The organism is Candidatus Caldatribacterium saccharofermentans, assembly GCF_050267035.1.
In the GTDB taxonomy this organism is placed as follows: Bacteria; Atribacterota; Atribacteria; order Atribacterales; family Caldatribacteriaceae; genus Caldatribacterium; species Caldatribacterium saccharofermentans.
On the sequence record NZ_CP187957.1, the window covers coordinates 241385 to 264487 of the forward strand.

Genomic DNA, 23103 nt, shown 5'->3' on the forward strand with positions numbered 1-23103 from the left:
CTTGCTTGACAAAGCTCGAAGCTCCACTATAATCTACAACGGAGTGCCGAAGTGGCGGAACTGGCAGACGCACTAGACTCAAAATCTAGCGGGGTTCACACCCCGTGCGGGTTCGACTCCCGCCTTCGGCACCATGTTACTCCCTAAGGAAAAACCCCGTTGGCTCCTGTACCTCTCCGCTGCGAATGATTCGCTTCTCCACCTCTCCACCATGGAGCGTCAGCTCCACTCCCTCAGCTCCTTGCTCCTCAGGCAGGCCAAGGGTGTACGCGAATGCTCGATTCAGGGCTTTCCTCAGCATCTCTTGCCACTTTTCAGCTCCTCCAAAACGGAGGGTGACCTCCTGGAGAAAACGATAAACAAGACGTGGGTTTTGCATCCAGTCATCCTGAGTGAGGTTCTCCAACGCTCCCTGAAGTGCCCGTTCCTCATAGGGAGCAAAGAAGGGGCTCAGGTGCTCTTTCGCCCAGCGGAAACACCAAGCAGCAAGGTAGAGGGAGGAAAAGTCCTTCCGCCCAAGAAGCACCAGAGCTAAGGGGGCAAGGGTGGACCAGCCTTCCTCCCGGGAAAGCACCGGGCTCTCCTCCTCTAAGAAAAGCGCTCTGTACTTCTCCACTACCGCTCCGTCCTGGACAAAGGACGGTGCGTAGGCCCGCCACTTCTGAAAGGCATCCCAATGGCGAGGGTAGGAAAGGAGCACGAGACGCCATTCCTTCACCGCCTCCTGCAGCTGCCCCATCTGCTCGAGGGTCTTTCCCAGCCAGTACCGGGCATCCACAAACTGAGGGTCCATCTCTAAAGCCTTCCTGTAGGCCTCCAAGGCCCTTGCATAGTCTCTCTGGGAGAAGTAAATGTACCCAGTACGGTAGTACTCCTCTTTTGTCTGGGCAAAAGCAAAACCCCCGCAGGAAACCAGGACAACTACAACAAACACAAGGACAACAGCAACCTGCCTCACGGTTTCCCTCCTAAAGCGTTCTCAAGCTTCCCACACCCTCACCCACAATATTCTGAATGGCCTCCCGAGCTTCGTCACTCCAGGAAACCCAGAAGGTGCTATCGAGCTCAATCCACCACTCACCCTCACCGCCCTGGAGGCGAAGCATAACCGGACAGTTTCCGGGAAACCTCCGGAGGCAATCCCGGAGGGCATAAAGGGTTCGAAGGATATCCTTCTCCACCTCAAGGTCGATCACGACTGCTCTAGCCAGTTTCCGATTCCACTCCTCAGGGTCAAAGAGGGCATCGGCGACGATCTTGTTCTCGCCACTGTCCAGGATATCGAGTTTCCCTACCACCCCAAGCACCCTTCCACCCTCAAGCCGCCCCTTCAGCTCTTCAGAGAGGTTGGGGAAGAAAATGACCTCGATACTCCCTGTCTCGTCCTCAAGGGTCACGAAGTACATGTCCCCCCCTGTTTTGGTGATGATTTTCCGCACGTTGCCCACCATGCCCACAACCTTCACCCGCATTTCCTCCTTGAGCATCCGCAAATGCCCCAGAGGGAAGAAAGGCAGGTGCTGCAACCCCGCTACCGCTTCCCGGAAAGGATGGTCACTCACGTAAAATCCAAGCATCTCCTTTTCCATCTGAAGGAGCTCCTGGCGAGAAAACTCTGCAACCTCCCGGAGAGGAGGCGTTCCTTCGGAAGTCACTTCTTCTCCAAAGAGGGAGCGTTGTCGTACTCCTTTCTTCCGCCGTCTTGCTCCATAGGACAGGATGTCCTCTAAAGAGGCCAAAAGCTGTGCCCGATTCGGGTGAAGCCCACCAAAGGCTCCAGCTTTAATGAGACTTTCAAGAACCCGCCGGTTGACAACGCGACTGTCGACCCGCTCGACGAAATCAAAAATGTTCCGGTATCGACTCTCCCTCCGGCGCAGGAGAATTTCCTCCACCGCACTCTCACCCACATTCCTGATGGCCGCAAGACCAAAGCGAATGCGCCGATCTCCCACCACCGTGAAGTTGGCTAAGCTCTCGTTGATGTCGGGAGGAAGTACATCAATGCCCAGGCGCCGGCATTCAGCAATGAATTTTGCCACCTTGTCGCTGTCATTGGCCACGCTCGTGAGGCAGGCTGCGAGGTACTCGGTGGGGTAGTGGGCCTTGAGGTATGCTGTCTGATACGACACGAGAGCGTACGCTGCGCTGTGGGACTTATTGAAACCATACCCTGCGAAGTACTCAATAATGTCGAAGAGTTCTTCAGCCTTTTCCCGGCTGTGACCTCGCTGTACTGCACCGTTCACAAACTTTTCCCGTTGTTCCTTCATTACCTCAGGTTTCTTCTTCCCCATGGCCCGGCGGAGAATGTCAGCCTCTCCAAGGGTAAACCCGGCGAACTCACTGGCAATCTTCATCACCTGTTCCTGGTACACAATCACACCGTACGTTTCCCGAAGAATGGGCTCCAGAGAGGGATGGGGGTACGTTACCGGGACCCTTCCCTGCTTGCGGTCGATGAAATCGTCGATCATGCCACTTCCCAAGGGGCCCGGGCGGTACAGGGCCAGAATGGCGATGAGGTCCTCAATGTGTTCAGGTTTCAGGCGCTTCAAAAGCTCCCGCATCCCTGCGCTCTCAAGCTGGAACACCCCAATGGTTTCTCCCCGGGCAAGGAGCTCATAGGTGGCGCGGTCATCGAGAGGGATTCGGTCAAGGCGGATCTCCTCGCCCCGGGTATTTTTAATAATTCGCAGGGCTCGCTCAATAACCGTGAGCGTCCTCAGACCCAGGAAATCCATCTTGAGCAGACCGAGTTCCTGAAGGGCGTCCATGTCAAACTGTGTGACGATTTCTCCCTCGTTCATCCTCTGCAGAGGAACGTAATAGGTGAGCGGCCGATCGGCGATAACCACTCCGGCAGCGTGGACCGAAGCATGACGACACATCCCCTCAATGCGCCGGGCAAGGTCAAGAAGCGTCCTGACCTCTTTGTTCTCCTCAGCGAGTTTCCGCAGTTGAGGATTGGACTCCATTGCTCGCTCGAGGGTGACTCCCGGTCCTCCGGGAATAAGCTTTGCGATTCTGTCCACGTCACTGTAACTCCACCCCAGAGCCCTTCCCACATCGCGTACAGCCTGGCGGGCCATCATCCGTCCGAAGGTGATGATCTGGGCAACATTGGTGGCGCCATACTTTTCGGTTACGTACCTGATGACCTCATCCCTTCGCTCAAAGCAAAAATCGATGTCAATATCGGGCATGCTCACCCGCTCAGGATTCAAAAAGCGCTCAAAGAGAAGGCCGTACTGCAGGGGGTCGATATCGGTGATGCCAAGGACATAGGAGACAAGGCTTCCTGCCGCCGACCCCCTTCCCGGTCCGACCATGATGCCCCGTTCCCGAGCAAAGTGCACGAAATCCCACACAATGAGGAAATAGGTCGCATACCCCATGTTCTCAATCACTTTGAGCTCGTATTCAAGTTGTTTTCGGACCCGCTCGGGAGGAGGATCTCCATACCGCCACCTGAGCCCTTCTTCACAGAGATGCACAAGGTACGAGAAGGCATCGAAACCCTCAGGAACGTCAAAACGAGGAAGAATAATCTTTCCGAGTTCGATGTCCACACGGCAGCGTTCGGCAATATTCCAGGTGTTCTCGATGGCCTCGGGAAGGGAAGCAAAACTCTCAATCATTTCCTGGGGCGATTTCAGGTAGAAGTCTTGGGTCGGGAAGCGGAGCCTCTTGGGGTCATCAAGAGAAGTCGCCGTCTGAATCGCCAAAACAACGTCATGCATGTAGGCATCCTTGGCGTCGAGGTAATGGCAGTCGTTGGTAGCCACAAGGGGAATGCCGGTTTTCCGGGCGATGGCAATCAGAGCCTCATTGACCATTCTCTGTTCGGGAATCTTGTTCTCCTGGAGCTCGAGGAAGAAATTCTCCGGGCCAAAAATGTCCCGGTACTCCAGGGCACAGCGTTCGGCCTCCTCGACGTTCCCTGCAAGAACCAGCCGGGGAATTTCTCCCGCAAGACAGGCTGAAAGCGCAATGAGCCCACGGGAATACTCCCGCAAAAGCTCCTTATCCACCCGGGGCTTGTAGTAGAAACCCTCAAGGAAAGCTCGGGTGACGAGTTCCATGAGGTTCCGGTACCCCTCCTCATTCTCCGCAAGGAGCACAAGGTGGTATGCCGGCTCGCTCCCCTTTACCACAACCTTCTCAAAACGGCTCCCGGGGGCAACGTAGACCTCACAACCGATGATGGGCCGAATACCTTTCTCCTTCGCCTTTTTATAGAAATCCACAACTCCATACATGACCCCGTGGTCGGTGATGGCCACAGCTTCCATCCCGTAGGCAGCGACACGTTCCAGAAGCTCATCGATGCGGATCACGCCATCGAGGAGACTGTACTCGGTATGGAGGTGGAGGTGCGCAAACTTCATGTCACTCACCACTTGAAAGCTCTCGGAGGAGCAAATTCTTCACCACTTCAGGGTTAGCCTGCCCCCTTGTGGCCCTCATAACCTGTCCGATGAGAAAATGCAGTGCCTTCTCCTTTCCCCGGAGGTAATCAGCAACACTCTGGGGATTCTTTTCGATAACCTCTCGAACAACCTTTTCAAGATCCCGCTCACTGGTGAGGAACGAAATCCCCTTCTTAAGCATAACGTCCCTCGCACCCATCCCCGTCCTGAACATCTCTTCAAAGATGCCCTTGGCCAGGGAAATGCCGATTTCCTTGCGCTCTACCATCTTCAAAAGCTCTGCCAGCATTGACGGGGTGACCTTGCTTTCCCGAATGCCAATATTGAGACTGTTGAGGTTTTTCAGGACCTCGGTGAGTATGAAGTTGCAGACTGCCCGGGGAGAAGGAAACTCCCGTACACATGCTTCAAAGAACTCCGCAAGGTCACGGTCCTGAACGAGAATATACGCCTCGGGCTCAGGGAGCTCGTACTCCCGCATGAATCGTTCTTTCTTCTGTAAAGGTAACTCAGGAATGGTCGCCTGTATTTCCTGAAGCATCGCTGGGGCAATGCGGAAAGGGAGAAGGTCTGGGTCGGGGAAATACCGGTAATCTTCTGCTTCCTCTTTCCCCCGGGAAGGAACAGTCACCTGACGCACCTCATCCCAGTGGCGAGTTTCCTGAACCAGGGTTTTCCCCGCTCGAAGAAGCTCCGCCTGGCGCTCAACTTCGTAGCTCAGGGCCCGGAAGACCGATCGAAAAGAGTTCATGTTCTTGATCTCCACCTTGGCACCCGGTGTCTCTGGAGAAAGGGAAACAGAAACGTTGGCGTCGCAGCGCAGTGACCCCTCCTCCATGTTCCCGTCGCTCACCTCAAGGTACCGCACGATGTTCCTGAGCATCACCAGGCACTCTTTTGCCTCTTCGGGAGAGTGGAGATCTGGCTCGGTAACAATCTCGACAAGCGGGATGCCAGCCCGATTGAAATCGACCCCCGAGACCGTCCCTCGAAGCTCCGGCCCCTCATGGATGAGTTTCCCCGCATCCTCCTCCACGTGGACTCTCCGTATACGAACCCGCTTCTTTGTCCCCTGAAGGGCGAACTCTAATACTCCCCGCACCCCGATGGGGAAATCGTACTGGGAAATCTGGTACCCTTTGGGGAGGTCGGGATAGAAGTAGTTCTTTCGGTGGAAAACCACTTCTGGCAGGATCTCGCATTGCAGTGCCAGGGCAGTTTTTATCGCAAGCTCTAAGGCTCTTCTGTTAAGCACTGGAAGTGCTCCGGGAAGCCCCATGCAAACCGGGCACACCAGGGTATTGGGGGTTTTCCCAATGTAGTCAGTACTGCAGCGACAGAACATCTTTGCCCGGGTCAGGAGCTGGCAGTGAACCTCAAGCCCGATGGTCACGTAGACATTTTCCATCCTCAGGACCTCCTCTCCGGCCCAATTTTGGGGAAAGGAAGCGGGAGCGAGAGCATTCGTTCAACAAAACGTGCCAGAGCAAAGAGAACCCCCTCCTGAAAAGGACCGGCAATGATTTGCATGCCCACCGGAAGACCATCTTCGTACCCGCAGTTCACGGCAATGGAGGGCACACCAGCCATGGCCGAGGGAATGGTGAACACATCGGCAAGGTACATCTCATAGGGATTTTCGGTTCGCTCCCCAAGGAAAAAGGGAAACACCGGAGAAACAGGAGTCACAAGGAGGTGACAGGTTGCAAAGGCCTCTTCGAAATCCCGCCGTACCAGCGTTCGCACTTTCATGCCCTTCAGGTAATAGGCGTCGTAATATCCCGAGCTCAGAGAGTACGTCCCAAGGAGAATTCTCCGTTTCACCTCCGGGCCAAAACCGAAACTCCTCGTCTGGAAATACATGTCCTGCAGCCCCTGGTCCCCTCCTCTTCTCACCCCGTAGAGCACACCATCGTACCGGGCAAGGTTTGAGCTCGCTTCAGAGGGAGCCACGATATAGTACGCTTCCAGGGCGTAATCTGTGTGGGGTAGAGAGACTTCAACGAGTTCCAGGCCTTCTTTCTCAAGTTCCCGAAGCACCGCGGTAATGACCTTCACAATCCGGGGGTCTACCCCCTCGGAGAAGTACTCCCGGGGAAGGCCAATCCTCATCGTCCGTATGTCCTCCTGCGGGGGGATCTCCTCCCGGGAAAAGGGAGGATAGGGGGCGCAGGTGGAGTCTCGCTCGTCTTTGCCACTTATCACCTCAAAAAGGGCGATGGCATCCTCCACGGTTCGCGCCATCGGACCAATCTGATCCAGGGACGAGGCGAAACTCACAAGCCCGTATCGGGAAACCCGTCCATACGTCGGGCGAAGCCCCACGATGCCGCAGAAGGCCGCCGGCTGGCGCACTGAACCCCCGGTGTCAGACCCTAAAGCCACGGGGGTCTCAAAAGCAGCCACAGCTGCAGCAGATCCACCACTGGACCCTCCAGGAACCCGGTTGAGATCAAAGGGATTTCTCGTCGGACCAAAAGCGCTGTTTTCCGTCGACGATCCCATAGCGAACTCATCCATATTGGTCTTTCCGATGACAATGGCTCCAGCCCTCTCAAGGCGCTCGATGACGGTGGCGTTGTACGGAGGAACGAACCCCTCAAGAATTCTCGACCCACAGGTTGTGGGTATGCCAAGGGTACAGATGTTGTCCTTGACGGCCACAGGAATCCCCCAGAGCGGAGGATAAACGTCCCTGTCTTTCCACTCCTTCTCCAACCTTCGGGCCTGCTCAAGGGCGTTTTCCCTATTCACGAAAAGAAAGGCATGGAGGAGGGGGTCCACCTCCGCAATGCGCTGGAAGAACGCCTCAAGCAACGCAGAGGGAGAGAGCTCTCCCCGGGCAAAGAGTGCGTGGTAATCCTGAATGGTGAAATTCCGGAACTCCTCAAGATTCATGATGGCTTCTCCTCTTTCTCCACAACCTTGGGGACGATGAAATATCTTCCTTCCACACGGGGAGCATGTTGCAGAACGAGGTCGCTCCCCTGCCATTCTACAGGCTCATCGGTATTCATGGGGGGTTCGCTCCAGGAGATATGAGAAGTCGGAGAAACCCCCTCAAGCTGGAGTTCGTTCAGTTTTTCAAAGTGGGCAATAATGTCACTAATGTCCTGGAAAAAGCGGGCAAACTCCTCCTCCGAGAAGGACAGCTTGGCAAGATGGGCAATTTTCCGGATTTCCTCAAATGACACCCTGGCATGCATTGAGGATCACACTCCCATCATTTCGTAGAACTCTTCCTCTGTGAGGATCTGGACGTTCTTCTGACGGGCTTCTTCAAGCTTCCCCCCGGGGTTTTCCCCCACAACGAGGTAATCCACCTTTCGGGAGACGGCATTGGCAACCCTGCCGCCTTTTTGACGGACGAGTTCCTCCGCTTCCTTCCGGGAAAAGCGGGAGAGCGTTCCGGTGAAGACAAAGGTTTTCCCCTGCAGAGGACCCTCCGAGGAGACCGTAACCTCCGCCGTTTCCTCTTCTGGAACCACCCCAAGGGCCTCAAGCTCCTCAAGCATGGCCCGGTTTTCGGGATTCCTGAAGAACTGCCACACTGCCTCGGCAACTTTGGGACCTATGCCCTCTACGGTCAGGAGGTCCTCAAACGAAGCCTCCATAATCCTGCGAAGGGACCCAAAGTGCTCAGCCAGAAGCTGAGCCACAAATTCTCCCACGTACCGGATACCCAGAGCGTACAGGAACCTCGCCAGAGGTCGCTTCTTGGACCGCTCAATGGCCCGCAGGAGGTTCTCTGAGGACTTATCACCCATCCGCTCAAGCTGCAGGAGTTTTTCCTTGGTCAGACGGTAGAGGTCGGGAATTGCTCGAACATACCCCTTGTCCACCAGCTGGTCGATGAGCTTCTCCCCAAGCCCCTCAATGTCCATGGCATCTCGAGAGGCGAAGTGGCGAAGACGCTCCTTAATCTGGGCAGGGCAACTCGCATTAATGCAACGGACGGCAACCTCGCCTTCTTCCCGCACCACTGGTGAATGGCAAACCGGACAACTGGTGGGCATGGTGAAGACTCTTTCGCTGCCGTTTCTCCGCTCCTTCAGGACAAGGACAACCTCGGGGATGACTTCCCCTGCCCGTCCCACAATGACCCAGTCCCCAATGCGGACATCCTTTCGCCGCACCTCATCCTCATTGTGGAGCGTCGCCCGTCTCACCACCACACCGCCAACCTCCACCGGCTCGAGCACCGCCACAGGGGTCAGCGTCCCGGTTCGCCCCACGTTGACCTCAATGTCTAAAACCCTGGTCACCGCTCGCGTGGGTTCAAACTTGTAGGCAATGGCCCAGCGGGGACTCTTGCTCGTCGCCCCAAGGAGCTCCTGGAAGGTAAGGTTGTTCACCTTGACCACAAGTCCGTCAATGTCGTAATCGAGAGTCTTCCGCTTCTCTTCCCACTCCCTGTGAATGGCGATGACCTCCTCGATATCTCTGGCGAGTCGCGCGTTGGGATTGACCTTGAACCCAAGGTCTTTCAGAAAGTGCAGGAGTTCCCAGTGGGTGGTCGGGTACCAGGGGCTCTCAATGAGATATGCCCCGTAGACGAAAATGTCAAGCTTTCTCTGAGCGGTGACGTTCGGGTCAAGCTGCCGTAAAGATCCAGCAGCCGCGTTTCTGGTGTTGGCAAAAAGGGGTTCGCCCCTCTTTTTCCGCTCTTCGTTGAGCTTCTCAAAATCCCCCTTGTGCATGAACACCTCGCCCTGGACCTCAATAAAGTCGGGAACCTTCTCCCCAAAAAGACGCAGGGGAATACTCCTTATGGTTCGCAGATTCAGGGTCACATCCTCGCCGGTGATCCCATCACCCCGGGTTGCACCGCGGACAAATACCCCACCTTCATACCGCAGATTCACCGCAAGACCATCAATCTTGAGCTCAACCACGTACTCCACTGTTTCCGTCCCCAGCATCCTCTTCACCCGTCGATCAAAGTCCCGTATTTCCTCCTCGGTGAAGGCGTTATTGAGGCTCAGCATCGGTCGGGCGTGGGTAAAAGGAGCAAAGCTTTCCTGAGGTTTCCCGCCCACTCGCTGGGTCGGAGAATCCGGTGTGACAAGGTCAGGGAAAAGCGCTTCGAGCTCTTCGAGCTTCCGCATGAGGGCATCGTACTCTTCATCGCTGATCTCAGGGCTATTGAGGACGTAGTAGCGGTAATCATGGTACCGGATGATTTCTCGAAGTCGCTCAATCTCCCTCTTCGCCTGCTCCCTGTCCATGTGCCCCCCTCCTACCAGAGTTCCTCCCTTACTATTGTATCATCCCGGCGAGGACCAACAGAGATGAGCACCACCGGAACCCCCAGAAAATCCTCAAGGGACTCCACAAAAGCCCGCACCGCCCTGGGAAGGTCACCGTACGACCGTACTCCTGAGATATCCTCGTTCCATCCCTCGAACTCCCGGTACAGCGGTCGACACAGAGGCCAGAGAGAAGGATCCATGGGGAAATCTTCAAGGATCTCTCCCCGGACCTCGTAGGCATAACACCACCTGACCATGGAGAGTCCCCCAAGAACATCGAGCTTGGTCAGGGCCAGCGAGGTGATGTGGTTGACACGGAGCGCGTACTTCAAGACCACTCCGTCGAGCCACCCACAGCGGCGGGGACGCCCGGTGGTGGCACCGTACTCCCCTCCTTTTTCCCGAAGGTACACTCCGGTGGCATCCGCGAGTTCTGTCGGAAAGGGTCCTTCACCCACCCGTGAGGTATAGGCTTTACACACCCCGAGAACCTCGACATCAGCGACCGGGCCCATACCGGCACCAAGGAGTGCACCACTGGCCACCGGATAGGAGGAGGTGACAAAGGGATACGTCCCGTGGTCGAGATCGAGCATGGTCCCCTGAGCACCCTCAATGACGATACGCTTTCCGGTCCGCCATGCCTCGTACAGAAGCCGCGAGGTGTCCCGAACATAGGGCTGCAAACGCTGTCCGTAGGCGAGGTACTCTTCAAGAATCGCCTCGTAAGAGAGCGGGGGATGGGAAAAAATGCGCTCCAGGATCCAGTTCTTGTACTCAAGAACCGGTTGAAGCTTTGCCGCAAGGATTTCAGGGTGCAGAAGGTCCACGACCCGTATGCCCCAGCGGGCAACCTTATCCTCATACGCCGGCCCGATACCCTTCCCTGTGGTTCCGATTCTCCCTTTCCCCCGAAGGCGCTCATAGAGTCCATCAAGCAGACGGTGATACGGCATGACCACGTGGGCCTTTTCACTGACAAAAAGCCTCTCCTGGAAGACAATCCCTTCCTGCTCGAGGAGACGAACCTCTTCGAAGAAAGCCGTGGGATCGATGACCATCCCATCGCCGAGGATACAGACCTTCCCAGGCAGAAGGACACCAGAGGGAATGAGGTGGAAAACGTACTTCTTCTCTCCCACGATGACCGTGTGCCCAGCATTATTCCCTCCTTGAGCCCGCACCACCACATCTCCTGACTGGCTCAGGTAGTCAACAATCCTGCCCTTGCCCTCATCCCCCCAGTGCGTTCCCACTACAATGCAGATACTCACTCCCACCACCTTCATTCTCATTCCCATTCAATCGTCGCAGGGGGTTTGGAGGTGATGTCATAGACCACTCTCCCTATTCCTGCCACCTCGTTCACGATGCGTCGGGCGATGACGTCAAGGGTGTCGTAGGAAATCCTTGCCCAGTCGGCAGTCATGCCATCTTCACTCATGACCGCCCGGATGACCCCCACGTACTTATACGTCCGCTCATCCCCCATAACACCGACGCTCCGGACCGGAACCAGAACACCAAAGGACTGCCAGAGTTTCCGGTAAATCGGCGATTTCCGCAGCTCCTGGTCGATGATGGCATCCATGTCCCGGAGAATCGCTAACCGTTCTTCGGTCACCTCGCCGATAATGCGTACGGCAAGGCCAGGACCAGGGAAGGGCTGTCGCCAGATGATGTCCTCGGGGATACCGAGTTCTGCTGCCAGCTTCCGCACTTCGTCCTTGAAGAGAAACCGCAGGGGCTCGAGGACCTTAAGGTGCATGTGTTCGGGAAGTCCTCCAACATTGTGGTGGGTTTTGATCCGTGCCGATGGGCCCCATACCGAGACACTCTCAATGACGTCCGGATAGGTTGTCCCCTGGAGGAGGTAGGTGACGTTTCCGAGTTTTCTCGCCTCCTCCTCAAAAATTTCCACAAATACCCGGCCGATAATCTTCCGCTTTTCCTCAGGGTCCACAACTCCCCGAAGGGCGAGAAGAAAACGTTCCCTGGCATCGACGTAAATCACCCGGTCTTTCCCCAGAAGCGCCCGCATGTTGGAGAGCACCTGTTCGGCCTCTCCCTTTCGCAAAAGACCATTGTTGACGAAGATACAGCTCAGCTGGTCCCCGATGGCCCGGTAGGTAAGGACCGCTGCGGTAACCGAGTCCACCCCACCACTGAGCGCGCACACGACTCGCTCCTTCTGGACCTCGTTGCGAACATACTGGATCTGCTGCTTCACAATGGACTCAGGGGTCCATTCAGGACGACATCCACAGATACCAAAAACGAAGTTCGCAAGGATCTCTTTCCCCAGAGGAGTATGGGAAACCTCGGGGTGGAACTGAATACCCCAGATTCTCCCGCTTTTGTCCCTGACCGCGGCGTACTCGCACCCCTCTGTCCGGGCTACACAGACAAAGTCCTCGGGAATCTCCTTCACGCTGTCCCCGTGGCTCATCCAGCAGACCATCTCACTCCCCAGACCCTCAAAGAGCCCTCCCCGTTCGAGAACAAAAAGGAGGGCCCTTCCGTACTCCCGGCTCTGGGACCGGATGACCTTCCCCCCCAGCGTGCTGACGAGAAGCTGCATCCCGTAGCAGATGCCGAGGACTGGCTTTCCACTTTCGAGGACTCCCTGTGGCAGCCGGGGGGCATTCTCATCGGTGACACTGTAAGGGCTTCCTGAAAGAATGATACCCCGGATTTCGGCATCGGACAGCGAGGGGTAACCCCGCATATGGTACGGCCAGATCTCACAGTACACCTGGAGCTCCCGAATGCGGCGAGCGATGAGCTGAGTGTACTGAGAACCAAAATCCAAAATGACAATCTTATCCATACTCAGCGTTCACCGTCCCATGCCCACACCCTGTTCCCTCTGCAGGTGTTTCCCCTCGGTCCAGATACTCGGTGCCACAACGATTTCGACCTTTTGCATCTCCTGAATATTCCGTGCCCCCAGAGATCCCATGGCCACTCTGAGCGCCCCAACGAGGTTCATTGTGCCATCGGTGACCGTACTTGGGCCAAAGAGGATTTCCCGAAGACTCCCTTTAATGCCAACTCTGATGAGCGTCCCACGGGGTAGTGCCGGGTCTGGAGTGGCCATGCCCCAGTGGTGCCCCCGACCGGGAGCTTCCTGGGCACTGGCCAGAGGCGAACCAAGCATCACGGCATCCGCTCCGCTGGCTATCGCCTTGGCGATATCTCCACCCACCCGCATGCCTCCATCGGTAATCACTGCCACGTACCGGCCAGTGCTCTTCAGGTAATCTTCCCGAGCCGCTGCCACATCTACCGTTGCTGTCACCTGAGGAACACCAATGCCAAGAACAGCCCTTGTAGTGCAGGCAGCCCCAGGGCCAATACCGACGAGAACACCGCTCACCCCTGCACGCATGAGTTCCAGGGCCACCTCATAGGTGGCACAGTTCCCCACAACCACAGGAACGGGAGCCTCCCGACAGAACTTCTCAAGGTCCAGAGCCTGGAGTGAGGAAGAAACGTAGCGGAGAGTGGTCACTGTGGCCTGAATGACCAGGACATCAACCCCCGCCTGGATGGCTCTCTTGCCAAGCGTTTCAGCTCGAAGAGGGGTAACGGATACCGCTGCGGGAACGTTATGAGACTTGATTTCCTCAATCCGCCGATCGATAAGCTTCTCCTTGATGGGTTCCTGGTACACCCGCTGGAGCAGCACAGCAACCTCGTCTTTGGGGCGAGAGATGATTTCCTCAATCACCCCATAAGGGTCCTCGTAGCGAGTGAACAACCCCTCGAGGTTCAGAACCCCCAGAGCTCCAAGCTTCCCCAGCTCCACAGCCATACGGGGGTCCACTACCCCGTCCATGGCTGCCCCAAGGATGGGAACCTCAAGCCGCACTGACCCGATACTCGTTGAAACATCCACATCCTTTGGGTCCACCGTGACGTTGCCCGGCACAAGGGACACATCATCAAATCCAAAGGTCATCCGTGCCTTCCGGTTCCTTCCCAGAAAGTACTCCATAGGCCTCACCTTTTCTCTATCTCCGTCTCTTCAGCAATAATAACCTCAGTGGTCAACACAAGAGAGGCCACGCTCAGTGCGTTCTGCAGGGCTACCCGGACCACTTTGGCAGGGTCCACGATGCCTGCTGCGAACATGTCAACGAAATCACCCTGGATCACGTCAAACCCCACATTCCATGGTTCTGCCTTCATCTTCCCCGCTATGAGGGACCCCTGGTACCCGGCATTTTCGGCAATCTGCCGCGCGGGCTCCTCCAGGGCTTTCCGCACAATCTCCGCTCCTGGGCGTTCCCTCTCGGGAATGGCTTCCACATCAAGCTCCTGGGCAAGATGGAGCAGGGCCGCACCACCCCCGGGAACAATGCCCTCCTCAAGGGCAGCTCGAGCAGCAGCCAGAGCATCCTCAACACGGAGGCGTTTTTCCTTGAGTTCGACCTCGGTTGGCGCTCCAACCCGGATGACAGCAACCCCCTGGGTAAGCCGCCCCAAACGTTCTTCGAGCTTCTCCCGGTCGTAATCCGAGGTGGCTCTCTCAATCTGGGCACGAATCTGCCGGACTCGCTCCTCAATATCCCGCTTTCTCCCCTTTCCTCCGACAATTACCGTGGCATCCCGGGTAACCCGAACCTTCTCCGCCTGACCAAGGAGCTCAAGCGGAACCTTCTCAAGCTTCATCCCCAGGTCCTGGAGAATAACCTGTCCCCCGGTGAGCACCGCAATATCCCCCAGGATTTCCTTTTGTCGTTCTCCAAAAGCAGGCGCCTTGACCGCCGCAACCTGCAGTACCCCCCGGAGCTTGTTGACCACAAGAAGGGCCAGGGCCTCACCCTCAATCTCCCCCACAATGCAGAGCAGAGGACGACCTGTCTGGAAAACCCGTTCAAGGAGCGGGAGAAGTGTTGCGGCATTGCGAATCCTGTAATCGGAGACAAGGATGAAGGGATGCTCAAGGAGGACTTCCCCCTTCTCGGGATCCGTCACAAAGTATGGGGAAACAAAACCCCGGTCAAACTGCAAACCCTCGACCACTTCAAGGGTGGTCTCAACACCTTGAGAATCCTCGATGGTTACCACACCGTCTCTCCCCACCCGCTCCAGCGCCTCGGCCACAAGCTCCCCCAGGAACTCGTCTTTTGAAGCCACAGAGGCCACCTGGGCCACGTGTTTCTTCTCCACAACCGGAACACTCCGTTCCCGAAGTTTCTGCACCACCGCGTCCACGGCTTTCTCCATTCCGCTTCTGAGAAACACCGGGCTGTGAAGGGAAAGGAGGGCCTTCATCCCCTCTTCCACCATTCTTTGGGCCAGAACAATAGCCGTTGTGGTCCCATCCCCCACGACGTCATTCGTCCTTACCGCAACTTCCTTGAGGATCCGGACACCCACATTTTGAAAGACATCGTGGAGTTCAACATCCCGAGCCACAGTGACCCCGTCGTTTGTGACGAGAGGAAGACCCCAGTCCTTCCCAAGGAGCACGTTCCTCCCCCGTGGTCCCAGGGTGAGTCGCACTACCCCGGAGAGCGCTTCAATCCCTTCCCAGAGGGCCTGACGGACCTCGCTACCGAAAGCAAGAGTCTTTGCCACAATATTCACCTCTTCGTCCCGGTCAAAACGCATGCCAGAATAATACCGCAGAGTATCTCAAGAATTCAACCGGACCCCAGGGAGAGCTGGGGAAGGGGGTCAATCGCCAGAGAATCTCGCCTTCCTCGGAGGAAATGAAAAAGACCACAGGCAGCAATCATTGCCGCGTTATCTGTACACAGCGCCCGGGATGGGAAAAACACCCGAATCCCCCGTTTCTTTCCCTCCTCTTCCATGACCTCTCGAAGGCGACGATTTGCTGCCACTCCTCCCCCAACAACAAGCGCTGGATATGCCGTACGCTCCACCGCCAGGAAGGCCTTTTTAACCAGACTGCGAACCACACTCTCCTGGAAAGAGGCCGCAAGGTCCCGAAGGAGACGCTCGTCGCGTTTTTCCCCAGGAGAGAGTTGTGAGAAAAACCTCGCCACAGCAGTTTTCAGACCGCTGAAGCTGAAATCCAGGGTATCTTCATCCTCAAGCCCGCTCCGGAAGAAAAAGCGTTTTCCATCTCCTTCTCTACTCAGGCGGTCAATCACTGGACCCCCGGGGTACCCAAGGCCGAGAAGCCTGGCCACCTTGTCATACGCCTCACCAGCAGCATCATCCCTTGTCCTCCCAAGCAAGACGTAATCCCCCCAGTCCCGAACAGCAAAAAGCTCGGTATGCCCTCCAGAAACAACGAGTGCCACAAAGGGAGGATCCACAGAGGGGTCATCGAGGCGTATGGCGAAAAGGTGTCCCTCCAGGTGATTGACTGCCACAAGGGGCTTCTCAAGAGCAAAAGCCAGGGTTTTCGCCAGGCACATCCCCATAAGGAGCGACCCCAGAAGCCCCGGCCCCTGGGTCACGGCCACAAGACCAATATCGCGGAGGGTGACCCCGGCTTCCCTAAGAGCAGCGTGGAGGATTGCGGGGAGCACTTCAAGGTGACGCCTTGAGGCTACTTCGGGAACGATACCTCCAAACGCCTGGTGAAGCTCAACCTGACTCGAAACCACGTTAGAACGGATTCTGAAATGCCCATCAACCACCGCCACACAGCTATCATCACAGCTCGTTTCAATCCCCAAAACCAGAAACTCCTCGCCCATCCCTTTCCTCCTCGAAATCCTTCCGCATGATGAGTGCATCCTCTCCATCGGCATAGTACCGTGATCGTACCCCCACCACCCGGAAACCAAACTTCCGGTAGAGGTTCTGTGCCCTGGTATTGCTCACCCGGACTTCCAGAAGCACGTAACGGCACCCACAGGCCTGGGCGTACTCAAGAGCGTATCGAAAGAGCCTTTTCCCGAAACCTCTCCCCCGATATCGGGGGTGAATAGCAAAGGTTGTGATGTGCCCCTCTTCCCACAGAATCCAGAGACCGATGTACCCGATGACCCTGCCTTCAAAGAGTGCTACGAAATACGAGGCAACCTTGTTCGAAAGCTCGGTGAGGAAGAGCGAGTACGACCAGGGTTGAGAGAAGGACCGCCGCTCAATCGCCACCACATAGGGCAGGTGGTGCGCCTGCATCTCCACAATCTGAAAATCGCCGTTGTCAACGAGAACCTTGTCGTTCGAAAACCCTAGACCCATAGAGGGGCAACATGGTAAAAACATTCTCAAAACTTCCACTTTCCTCCCGTTCCCAGGACATCACCACAAGCTCAAGGGGATTGGGAACTGCAAGATCAGGACGGAGACACGAGAGACCGGCTTTCTCAAACTCTTCGAAGAGGCCTCCCCAGGGGGTCACGACCAGAACACCTGTCTCCCCCGCGTACCGAGCGACGAATTCCTCCGGAGAACCCACCAAGGGTGGAGCGGCAAGGCGGGTCGAGGAAAGAGGGAATTCAGACCAGAAAATCTCCCCTTTTCGGTGGAAAATCACCGGAACGATAACTTCAAAGGACGAAGCCACATGGAGCCTTCGGGTCTGGCTTGCCAGAAGCTCAAGGACCGAGAACCCCAAAAGAGGTACCCGAAAAGCGTAAGCCAGGCCCTTTGCAATCATGTTGCCAACCTTGACCCCGGTGAACGACCCAGGACCAAGACCAACGAGAACACGTTCCAGGCGCTCCCTCAGGGAGAAGCGGTCCTGTATCACCTTGAGGTACTCCAGAAGAAGGAGAGAATGCTCCATCCTCGTATAGTGGACCACCTGGAAAAGGACCTCTTTCCCCTCCACAGCGGCCACACCAAGCCAGGGAGTACTGCTGTCAAGGGCGAGAATCATCTCCACCACCCGAATGGGTAACCCGGATATGCCGTACGCACTCATCGACAATGCCAATCTGCACCCAGAAAAATGGAGGAGGGAAAAAGGAGAGGAACTTCTCTCCCCATTCCACCACCACGATGCCCCCTCCCTCCAGGTATTCGGGAAAACCGAGGTCCACGACCTCTTCCCACCTGCTCAGGCGGTAGAAATCCATGTGGTACAGAGGGTAAGGCTTTCCGGAATACTCGTGAACCAGGGAAAATGTCGGGCTGCGCACCTCACTTTCCGGTATTCCCAGAGCCTGGGCCATGCCCTTGACGAAAACCGTCTTTCCTGACCCGAGTTCCCCAGAAAGGAGAACAAGGACGGGAGGCCTGCAAAACCCAAGGACGAACTCCTTCCCCAATCTCTTTGTCTCCTCAGGGCTTTCAGTCCGCCAGAACGCCACTTCCCTCATTCGACGAACACGCGATGACGTATCCTTCCGAAACTGCAGAGGACCTCATGGGGGATTGTCTTTCCCCGGCGCGCAACCTCTTCAACCCGTATCTCCTCCTCACCATCCCTCCCGATAAAGGTGACCACATCTCCCTTCTCCACTCCCTCGATGTGGGTCACATCGACCATCACCTGGTCCATGGAAATCGTCCCGATGACCGGGGCTCTCTTCCCGCGAACCAGAACCTCAAGATTGTTGGAAAGAGCCCGGAAGAGCCCCTGGGCGTACCCCAGGGCGACAACCGCCACCCTCGACGTCCGGGAGGTCACAAATGTCCCTCCATAACCCACCCGGAAACCAGGGGGGAGAACCTTGACGAGCTTCACCCGGGCCCGGACACTGGTGACGGGCTTCAGACCAAGCGACTTTGCGAGTTCTGGTTCCCCGTTTGGGGATACCCCGAAAAGAGCAATACCGATCCGGTTCAGCGCAAGCCGCATGTGGGGGAACACGAGAAAGGCTGCGCTGTTCGCGCAGTGGTACTCCAGGGATTTCCCCCAGAACCCCCAGCGCTTCAAGAAAGCCAGAAACTTCTGAAATTGCCACTCCGTGTACTCCGGATCTTTCTCGGCGCTTGAGAAATGCGTCATCACGCCGCACAAAGCCACGGCAGGCGAAAGAGACAACCTCTCAAAAAAAGAACGGGTAAAGTTGCGGGGAAGGCACCCCATCCTCCCCATTCCGGTGTCTACCTTAAAGTGAAAGCGAGCAGTCCTCCCCTGTCGTTCTGCAGCCTTGACCAGGCTCTCGAACTCCTCTTCCTGCGAGACAACGGGGATAAATCCCTCGGCAACGATGGCCTCAGCCTCCCAAGGGAAAAATCCTCCGAGGATGTAAATATCGCCTTCAACACCGGACTTTTTGAGATCGAGGGCTTCCTCTAAAGAAGCCACGCCGAATTTCCGAAGACCCAGCGAGGAGAGTAAGGCAGCAGTAGCCACCCCATGGCCATAGACCTGGGATTTCACCACCCCCATGATATCTCCCTGGGGAGAGGCGAGCTGCCTGAGCACCAGGAGGTTATGGGCAAGGTGCTCCCGAGAAATCTCCATCCAGAAATGAAGGTTCCCATGTTCCATCTTCTACCACCTTTCGTGCCGCATCAAGGCGTTCGGCAATCTCATGGGCAACAATGGAGGTTCTTCCCTCCCTGCGCAGGATGTCTCCTGAAAGCCCGTGGAGAAACACCCCGCAGAGCGCACTGCTTACTGCATCAAGACCCTGGGCCATCAACCCCCCGATGAGTCCTGCCAGAACGTCTCCGCTCCCTGCTGTAGCCAGAAGTTCATTCCCCGTGGAATTTACGAAGATCTCTCCCCCGGGGCTCACCACGAGAGTCCCCGGCCCTTTGAGGACCACAACGCACCCAAAGAAGGCGGCGATATCCCGGGCAGCCTGCACCTTCCACTCGCTGACCTCCTGCACAGGCCTGGCCAGAAGACGAGCTGCTTCACCCACATGAGGCGTCACAACCCATCCGGCAAGTTTCCCCTCCCACCGCTCGCGATGTTCGGCGATGATGTTCAGCGCATCAGCATCAAGCACACCCTTCGCCGGAATGAGCTCAAGGAACCGCTCCAGAAAGCGCTGTAGTCCCTCCTTCATTCCAAGACCCGGTCCAACCACAACACCTGAAACCTTCCGGGCCTCAAACCCCCGGAGAATCGCCTCAACGTCGTGTTCCCCATAGCTCCAGTCAGGAAATGCCGAAGACCCAAGGGTCACCCCCACAACCTCGGGGAGGCTGGTTCGTACCGCCAGAGAAAGCTCTGCGGGCAAAGGCCACACCACCATGCCCGCACCGCCCCGATAAGCTCCCTGAGCAACCAGAATCCCCGCACCGAGCATGGCCGAAGACCCGGCGACAACCCCCACCACACCGGCAGAAATCTTGTGGGTTGACCACGACCGCCGGGGGAGAAGGGCACGGACATCCGAAGGAAGCACCAGGTATCCATCAGCCTTTTCGTCCTCTCCAAAGGACAGGGGTATACCGATGGGGTACACCTTGATCCTTCCCGCATACGCCCTTCCCGGATACAGGACAAGACCCCTCTTGAGAAAACCAAAGGTCACCGTGAGATCCGCCTGCACCGCCTCGCCGAGAACCCGCCCGTCGCTGGCGTCCACCCCGGAAGGGACGTCAACAGCCACGACGAATTTCCTTACCGCCGCATTGATACACCGAATCACCTCCCGGTGTATTCCCTCGACTTCCCGGGCAAGACCCGTCCCGAAGAGGGCATCGACAATCAGCGTGTCCTCTTCAAACCGAACATCGCCAGAAGAGGAAACCACCTGCACGGGAAGGCCAAGCTCCGTAATGACAGCGTAATTGTACTGGGCGTCTCCTCTGAGGTTCTCCGGAGAACCTACAAGGTATACCCTGGGGGGACTCTCGGGATGCGCCACGAAAAGGTGGCGGGCCACCACCATTCCATCGCCCCCGTTATTTCCTGTCCCGCAAACAATGGCTACCCGCCGCAGCGATGGTCTTTCCCGCAGGGCGGAGAGTACTTCAGACGCTACCGCCCTTCCGGCATTTTCCATAAGTAAAAGGGTCCTCAGACCGAAGCGCTCACAGGCACTTTTCTCCCGCTCCTGCATGGTCTTCGCCGTGACAAGCTCAATCACTGCCTTTCCCTCCCCCGACGACTCCCACCGCCACCGCGACGACCACATCTCGCGAGTGCGAGAAGGAAAGACTGATTCTCCGGAACACCTTGTCACCTTGAGCCACAAAAACTCGCGGCTCTCCCGTGGACGTGTGGAGAATCGTGATATCCCGAAAGCCCAGAGAACGCCCCCGCTGCAGGAAGAGCTTCTTCACCGCTTCCTTGCTGGCAAAAAGCGCTGCAACCCCTTCTTGCCACCTTCTCGTCCCTTTCCCCTGGTAATAGGCGAGTTCCTCCGGGGAAAAGAGGCGCCGGAGGAACCGTTCACCAAAGAGGGAGAGAACCCGGGCAACTCGCGCAATTTCCACCACGTCAACGCCTACAAAAGCCCCACCATCACTCACGAAGCAGCTTCTCTCTCTTTCCGCGCCCTCTCAATAATGGCTTCCGCTATCTGGGGCGGAACCTCCTCGTAGTGAGAGAACCTCATGATGAACGAACCCCGTCCCTGGGTGATGGAACGGAGGTCAACGGAGTACCGGAAAAGTTCAGCAAGCGGGACCAAAGCCTTAATTTTCTGGTAGCCATCTTCAGGTTCCATGCCCAGAATCTTCCCTCGGCGAGCGTTGAGGTCCCCGATAACATCCCCCATGTTCTCCTCGGGCACCGTCACCTCAACACTCATGATGGGCTCAAGGAGCACCGGATTGGCCTCCTGGGCTCCCTTCCGGAACGCCATGGAACCGGCGATCTTGAAGGCCATGTCTGAGGAGTCCACCGGATGATACGACCCATCGTAGACAGTTACCCGCACGTCCACCACAGGGTATCCTGCAAGGACCCCTTCCTGCATGGCCTCCTGCACACCCTTTTCCACTGCGGGAATGTAGTTTTTCGGGATCACACCGCCCACGATTTTGTCAACGAACTCAAACCCCTGTCCCCGGGGAAGCGGCTCGAGTTCAAGCCAGGCATGGCCATACTGTCCCCGGCCTCCCGACTGGCGTTTGTATTTCCCCTCGGCACGGGCCGTTTTCTTGATGGTCTCCTTGTAGGGAACCCGGGGAACCGAGAGGGCAACTTCCACACCAAACTTACGCTTCATCTTTTCTGCCAGAACATCAAGGTGAATGTCCCCGAACCCGTAGACGATGTCTTCCTTGGTATCTGGTTCTCGCTGCACCCTGAGCGTGGGGTCCTCTTCGAGCATGCGACTCAAAGCCTGACTGATTTTCTCCTCGTCTGCTTTCCCCACAGGCCGTATGGCTGCCATGTAGTTCGGCTCGGGGTACTCAAGGGGTGGGAAAACAATGGGGTGTTCCCGATCCGAAAGGGTGTCACCGGTGAAAACCTCGGTCACCTTGGCTACAGCTGCGATATCTCCCGCCCTGACTTCCTTCAGAGGTTCCTGCGCCTTTCCCCGAACGAGGAGGAGCTGCCCCACCTTTTCTTCCACATCCCGGGAGGCGTTGTACAGCCGGGCATCCGCTGAGAGCTTCCCCGAATAGACCCGGAAAAAGGCAATTTTCCCCACGTATGGGTCGCTCAGAACCTTAAAGACAAAGGCCGAGAAAGGAGCGTCCTCACGACAGGGTCGTTCTTCCTCTTCCTGGGTTCTGGGGTTCTTCCCCTTCACCGGTGGGCGGTCAAGAGGGCTTGGAGCAAATTCCACGAGAAAGTCTGCTAAAGCAGCAACTCCCTTGTTCTCCAGGCCAGAACCACAGAGAACTGGGAAAATCTTTCGTTCAAGCACGGCTTTTTTGAGAGCTTCCCGGAGCTTCTCCGGCGGAATCCCCTGGCCGTCGAGGTAGAGATTGAGGAGTTCGTCATCGGTCTCCGCAACGTTTTCCAGAAGCTCTTCCCGCCATGTTCTGGCCTCATCCTCAAGCTCTCCAGGTATTTCTCCCTCCCGAACCGTCTTCCCGTCACCCTCGAAATACAGGGCCTTCATGGTCAGAAGGTCCACAAGGCCCCGGAAAGCGCTCTCCTTACCAATGGGGAGGAAAACCGGGGTTGCCTTGGGGGTAAACTTTTTGCGAATGTTCTCCAGAACACCGTAGAAATTGGCACCCTCCCGGTCCATACGGTTTACTAAGAAGAACACCGGGAGGTTTTCCCGCCTCAAGTAGTCCCATGCCTTCTCGGTCCCAACCTCAACACCAGACACCGCGCAGAGGAAAATCACCCCGCTGTCCACTGCCCGAAGCGCCCCGATGACGTTCCCCAGAAAATCCATGTACCCCGGGGTATCTATGAGATTGACCTTGCAACCCCTCCACTCAAAAGGCAGGACCGAAAGGTCGATGGACAGTCCACGTCGAATCTCCTCAGGCTGCCAGTCAGAGACTGTGTTGCCTTCCTCAACTCTGCCCCGTCGTGTTGTCACCCCTGCATTGAAAAGGAGGGCCTCAGCAAATGTGGTTTTTCCTGCTCCCGCGTGGGAGAAGAATCCAATGTTCCGGATGTCCCCACCTTTGAAATCCTTCAAACGCAACTCCTCCCTTCT

General features: G+C 56.6%; 18 protein-coding genes and 1 tRNA gene. 1 reads left to right on the forward strand and 18 read right to left on the reverse strand.

What is annotated here, in order from left to right:
- Positions 1-45 precede the first annotated feature (45 nt).
- Positions 46-134: transfer RNA gene (locus ACPT9Q_RS01280), tRNA-Leu, on the forward strand.
- Between the two features lie 2 nt (positions 135-136).
- Here ACPT9Q_RS01280 and ACPT9Q_RS01285 read toward each other — a convergent pair.
- From ACPT9Q_RS01285 to fusA, 18 genes are all read right to left on the reverse strand, one after another.
- Positions 137-958 (reverse strand): tetratricopeptide repeat protein, encoded by an 822-nt coding sequence (locus ACPT9Q_RS01285; protein WP_427366035.1) that lies wholly within the window; start codon positions 956-958, stop codon positions 137-139.
- Positions 959-968: 10 nt separating this feature from the next.
- Positions 969-4391, reverse strand: a complete 3423-nt coding sequence (locus ACPT9Q_RS01290) for a DNA polymerase III subunit alpha (RefSeq protein ID WP_017872243.1) — start codon at positions 4389-4391, stop codon at positions 969-971.
- A 1-nt stretch (position 4392) separates the two neighbouring features.
- Positions 4393-5841, reverse strand: a complete 1449-nt coding sequence (gatB, locus tag ACPT9Q_RS01295; protein ID WP_017872244.1) for an Asp-tRNA(Asn)/Glu-tRNA(Gln) amidotransferase subunit GatB — start codon at positions 5839-5841, stop codon at positions 4393-4395.
- 2 nt (positions 5842-5843) lie between these two features.
- Entirely contained in the window at positions 5844-7331 is a 1488-nt protein-coding gene (gatA, locus tag ACPT9Q_RS01300) for an Asp-tRNA(Asn)/Glu-tRNA(Gln) amidotransferase subunit GatA (RefSeq protein WP_017872245.1), read from the reverse strand.
- Positions 7328-7639, reverse strand: coding sequence for an Asp-tRNA(Asn)/Glu-tRNA(Gln) amidotransferase subunit GatC (gatC, locus tag ACPT9Q_RS01305; RefSeq protein ID WP_017872246.1), 312 nt, complete (start codon positions 7637-7639; stop codon positions 7328-7330). Before gatC ends, gatA begins: the two co-directional genes overlap by 4 nt.
- A gap of 6 nt (positions 7640-7645) precedes the next feature.
- Positions 7646-9661, reverse strand: a complete 2016-nt coding sequence (ligA, locus tag ACPT9Q_RS01310; RefSeq protein WP_427366036.1) for an NAD-dependent DNA ligase LigA — start codon at positions 9659-9661, stop codon at positions 7646-7648.
- An 11-nt stretch (positions 9662-9672) separates the two neighbouring features.
- A complete protein-coding gene (locus ACPT9Q_RS01315; RefSeq protein ID WP_026137183.1) occupies positions 9673-10959 on the reverse strand; it encodes an adenylosuccinate synthase in 1287 nt (428 codons plus the stop codon).
- Positions 10960-10976: 17 nt separating this feature from the next.
- Complete coding sequence (gene guaA, locus ACPT9Q_RS01320) at positions 10977-12515, reverse strand: glutamine-hydrolyzing GMP synthase (protein WP_017872249.1); 1539 nt, start codon at positions 12513-12515, stop codon at positions 10977-10979.
- Positions 12516-12524: 9 nt separating this feature from the next.
- Entirely contained in the window at positions 12525-13685 is a 1161-nt protein-coding gene (locus tag ACPT9Q_RS01325; protein ID WP_017872250.1) for a GuaB3 family IMP dehydrogenase-related protein, read from the reverse strand.
- Between the two features lie 5 nt (positions 13686-13690).
- Complete coding sequence (gene groL / locus ACPT9Q_RS01330) at positions 13691-15277, reverse strand: chaperonin GroEL (RefSeq protein WP_427366696.1); 1587 nt, start codon at positions 15275-15277, stop codon at positions 13691-13693.
- A 62-nt stretch (positions 15278-15339) separates the two neighbouring features.
- The gene (tsaD, locus tag ACPT9Q_RS01335; RefSeq protein WP_017872252.1) at positions 15340-16368 is read right to left on the reverse strand and encodes a tRNA (adenosine(37)-N6)-threonylcarbamoyltransferase complex transferase subunit TsaD; all 1029 of its coding nucleotides are present in this window, start codon (positions 16366-16368) and stop codon (positions 15340-15342) included.
- Positions 16337-16858: a ribosomal protein S18-alanine N-acetyltransferase gene (gene rimI / locus ACPT9Q_RS01340; protein ID WP_017872253.1), complete on the reverse strand. Its 522-nt coding sequence runs from the start codon at positions 16856-16858 to the stop codon at positions 16337-16339. The genes tsaD and rimI overlap by 32 nt, the downstream gene beginning before the upstream one ends.
- On the reverse strand, positions 16821-17543 hold the full coding sequence (tsaB, locus tag ACPT9Q_RS01345; protein ID WP_427366698.1) for a tRNA (adenosine(37)-N6)-threonylcarbamoyltransferase complex dimerization subunit type 1 TsaB: 723 nt from the start codon (positions 17541-17543) through the stop codon (positions 16821-16823). The genes rimI and tsaB overlap by 38 nt, the downstream gene beginning before the upstream one ends.
- A complete protein-coding gene (gene tsaE, locus ACPT9Q_RS01350) occupies positions 17482-17940 on the reverse strand; it encodes a tRNA (adenosine(37)-N6)-threonylcarbamoyltransferase complex ATPase subunit type 1 TsaE (RefSeq protein WP_427366038.1) in 459 nt (152 codons plus the stop codon). The genes tsaB and tsaE overlap by 62 nt, the downstream gene beginning before the upstream one ends.
- On the reverse strand, positions 17937-19061 hold the full coding sequence (alr, locus tag ACPT9Q_RS01355) for an alanine racemase (protein ID WP_017872256.1): 1125 nt from the start codon (positions 19059-19061) through the stop codon (positions 17937-17939). The genes tsaE and alr overlap by 4 nt, the downstream gene beginning before the upstream one ends.
- The gene (locus ACPT9Q_RS01360) at positions 19003-20616 is read right to left on the reverse strand and encodes a bifunctional ADP-dependent NAD(P)H-hydrate dehydratase/NAD(P)H-hydrate epimerase (protein WP_017872257.1); all 1614 of its coding nucleotides are present in this window, start codon (positions 20614-20616) and stop codon (positions 19003-19005) included. Before ACPT9Q_RS01360 ends, alr begins: the two co-directional genes overlap by 59 nt.
- Complete coding sequence (acpS, locus tag ACPT9Q_RS01365; protein ID WP_017872258.1) at positions 20609-21001, reverse strand: holo-ACP synthase; 393 nt, start codon at positions 20999-21001, stop codon at positions 20609-20611. Before acpS ends, ACPT9Q_RS01360 begins: the two co-directional genes overlap by 8 nt.
- Positions 20998-23085, reverse strand: a complete 2088-nt coding sequence (gene fusA, locus ACPT9Q_RS01370) for an elongation factor G (RefSeq protein WP_017872259.1) — start codon at positions 23083-23085, stop codon at positions 20998-21000. The genes acpS and fusA overlap by 4 nt, the downstream gene beginning before the upstream one ends.
- Positions 23086-23103: the final 18 nt, after the last annotated feature.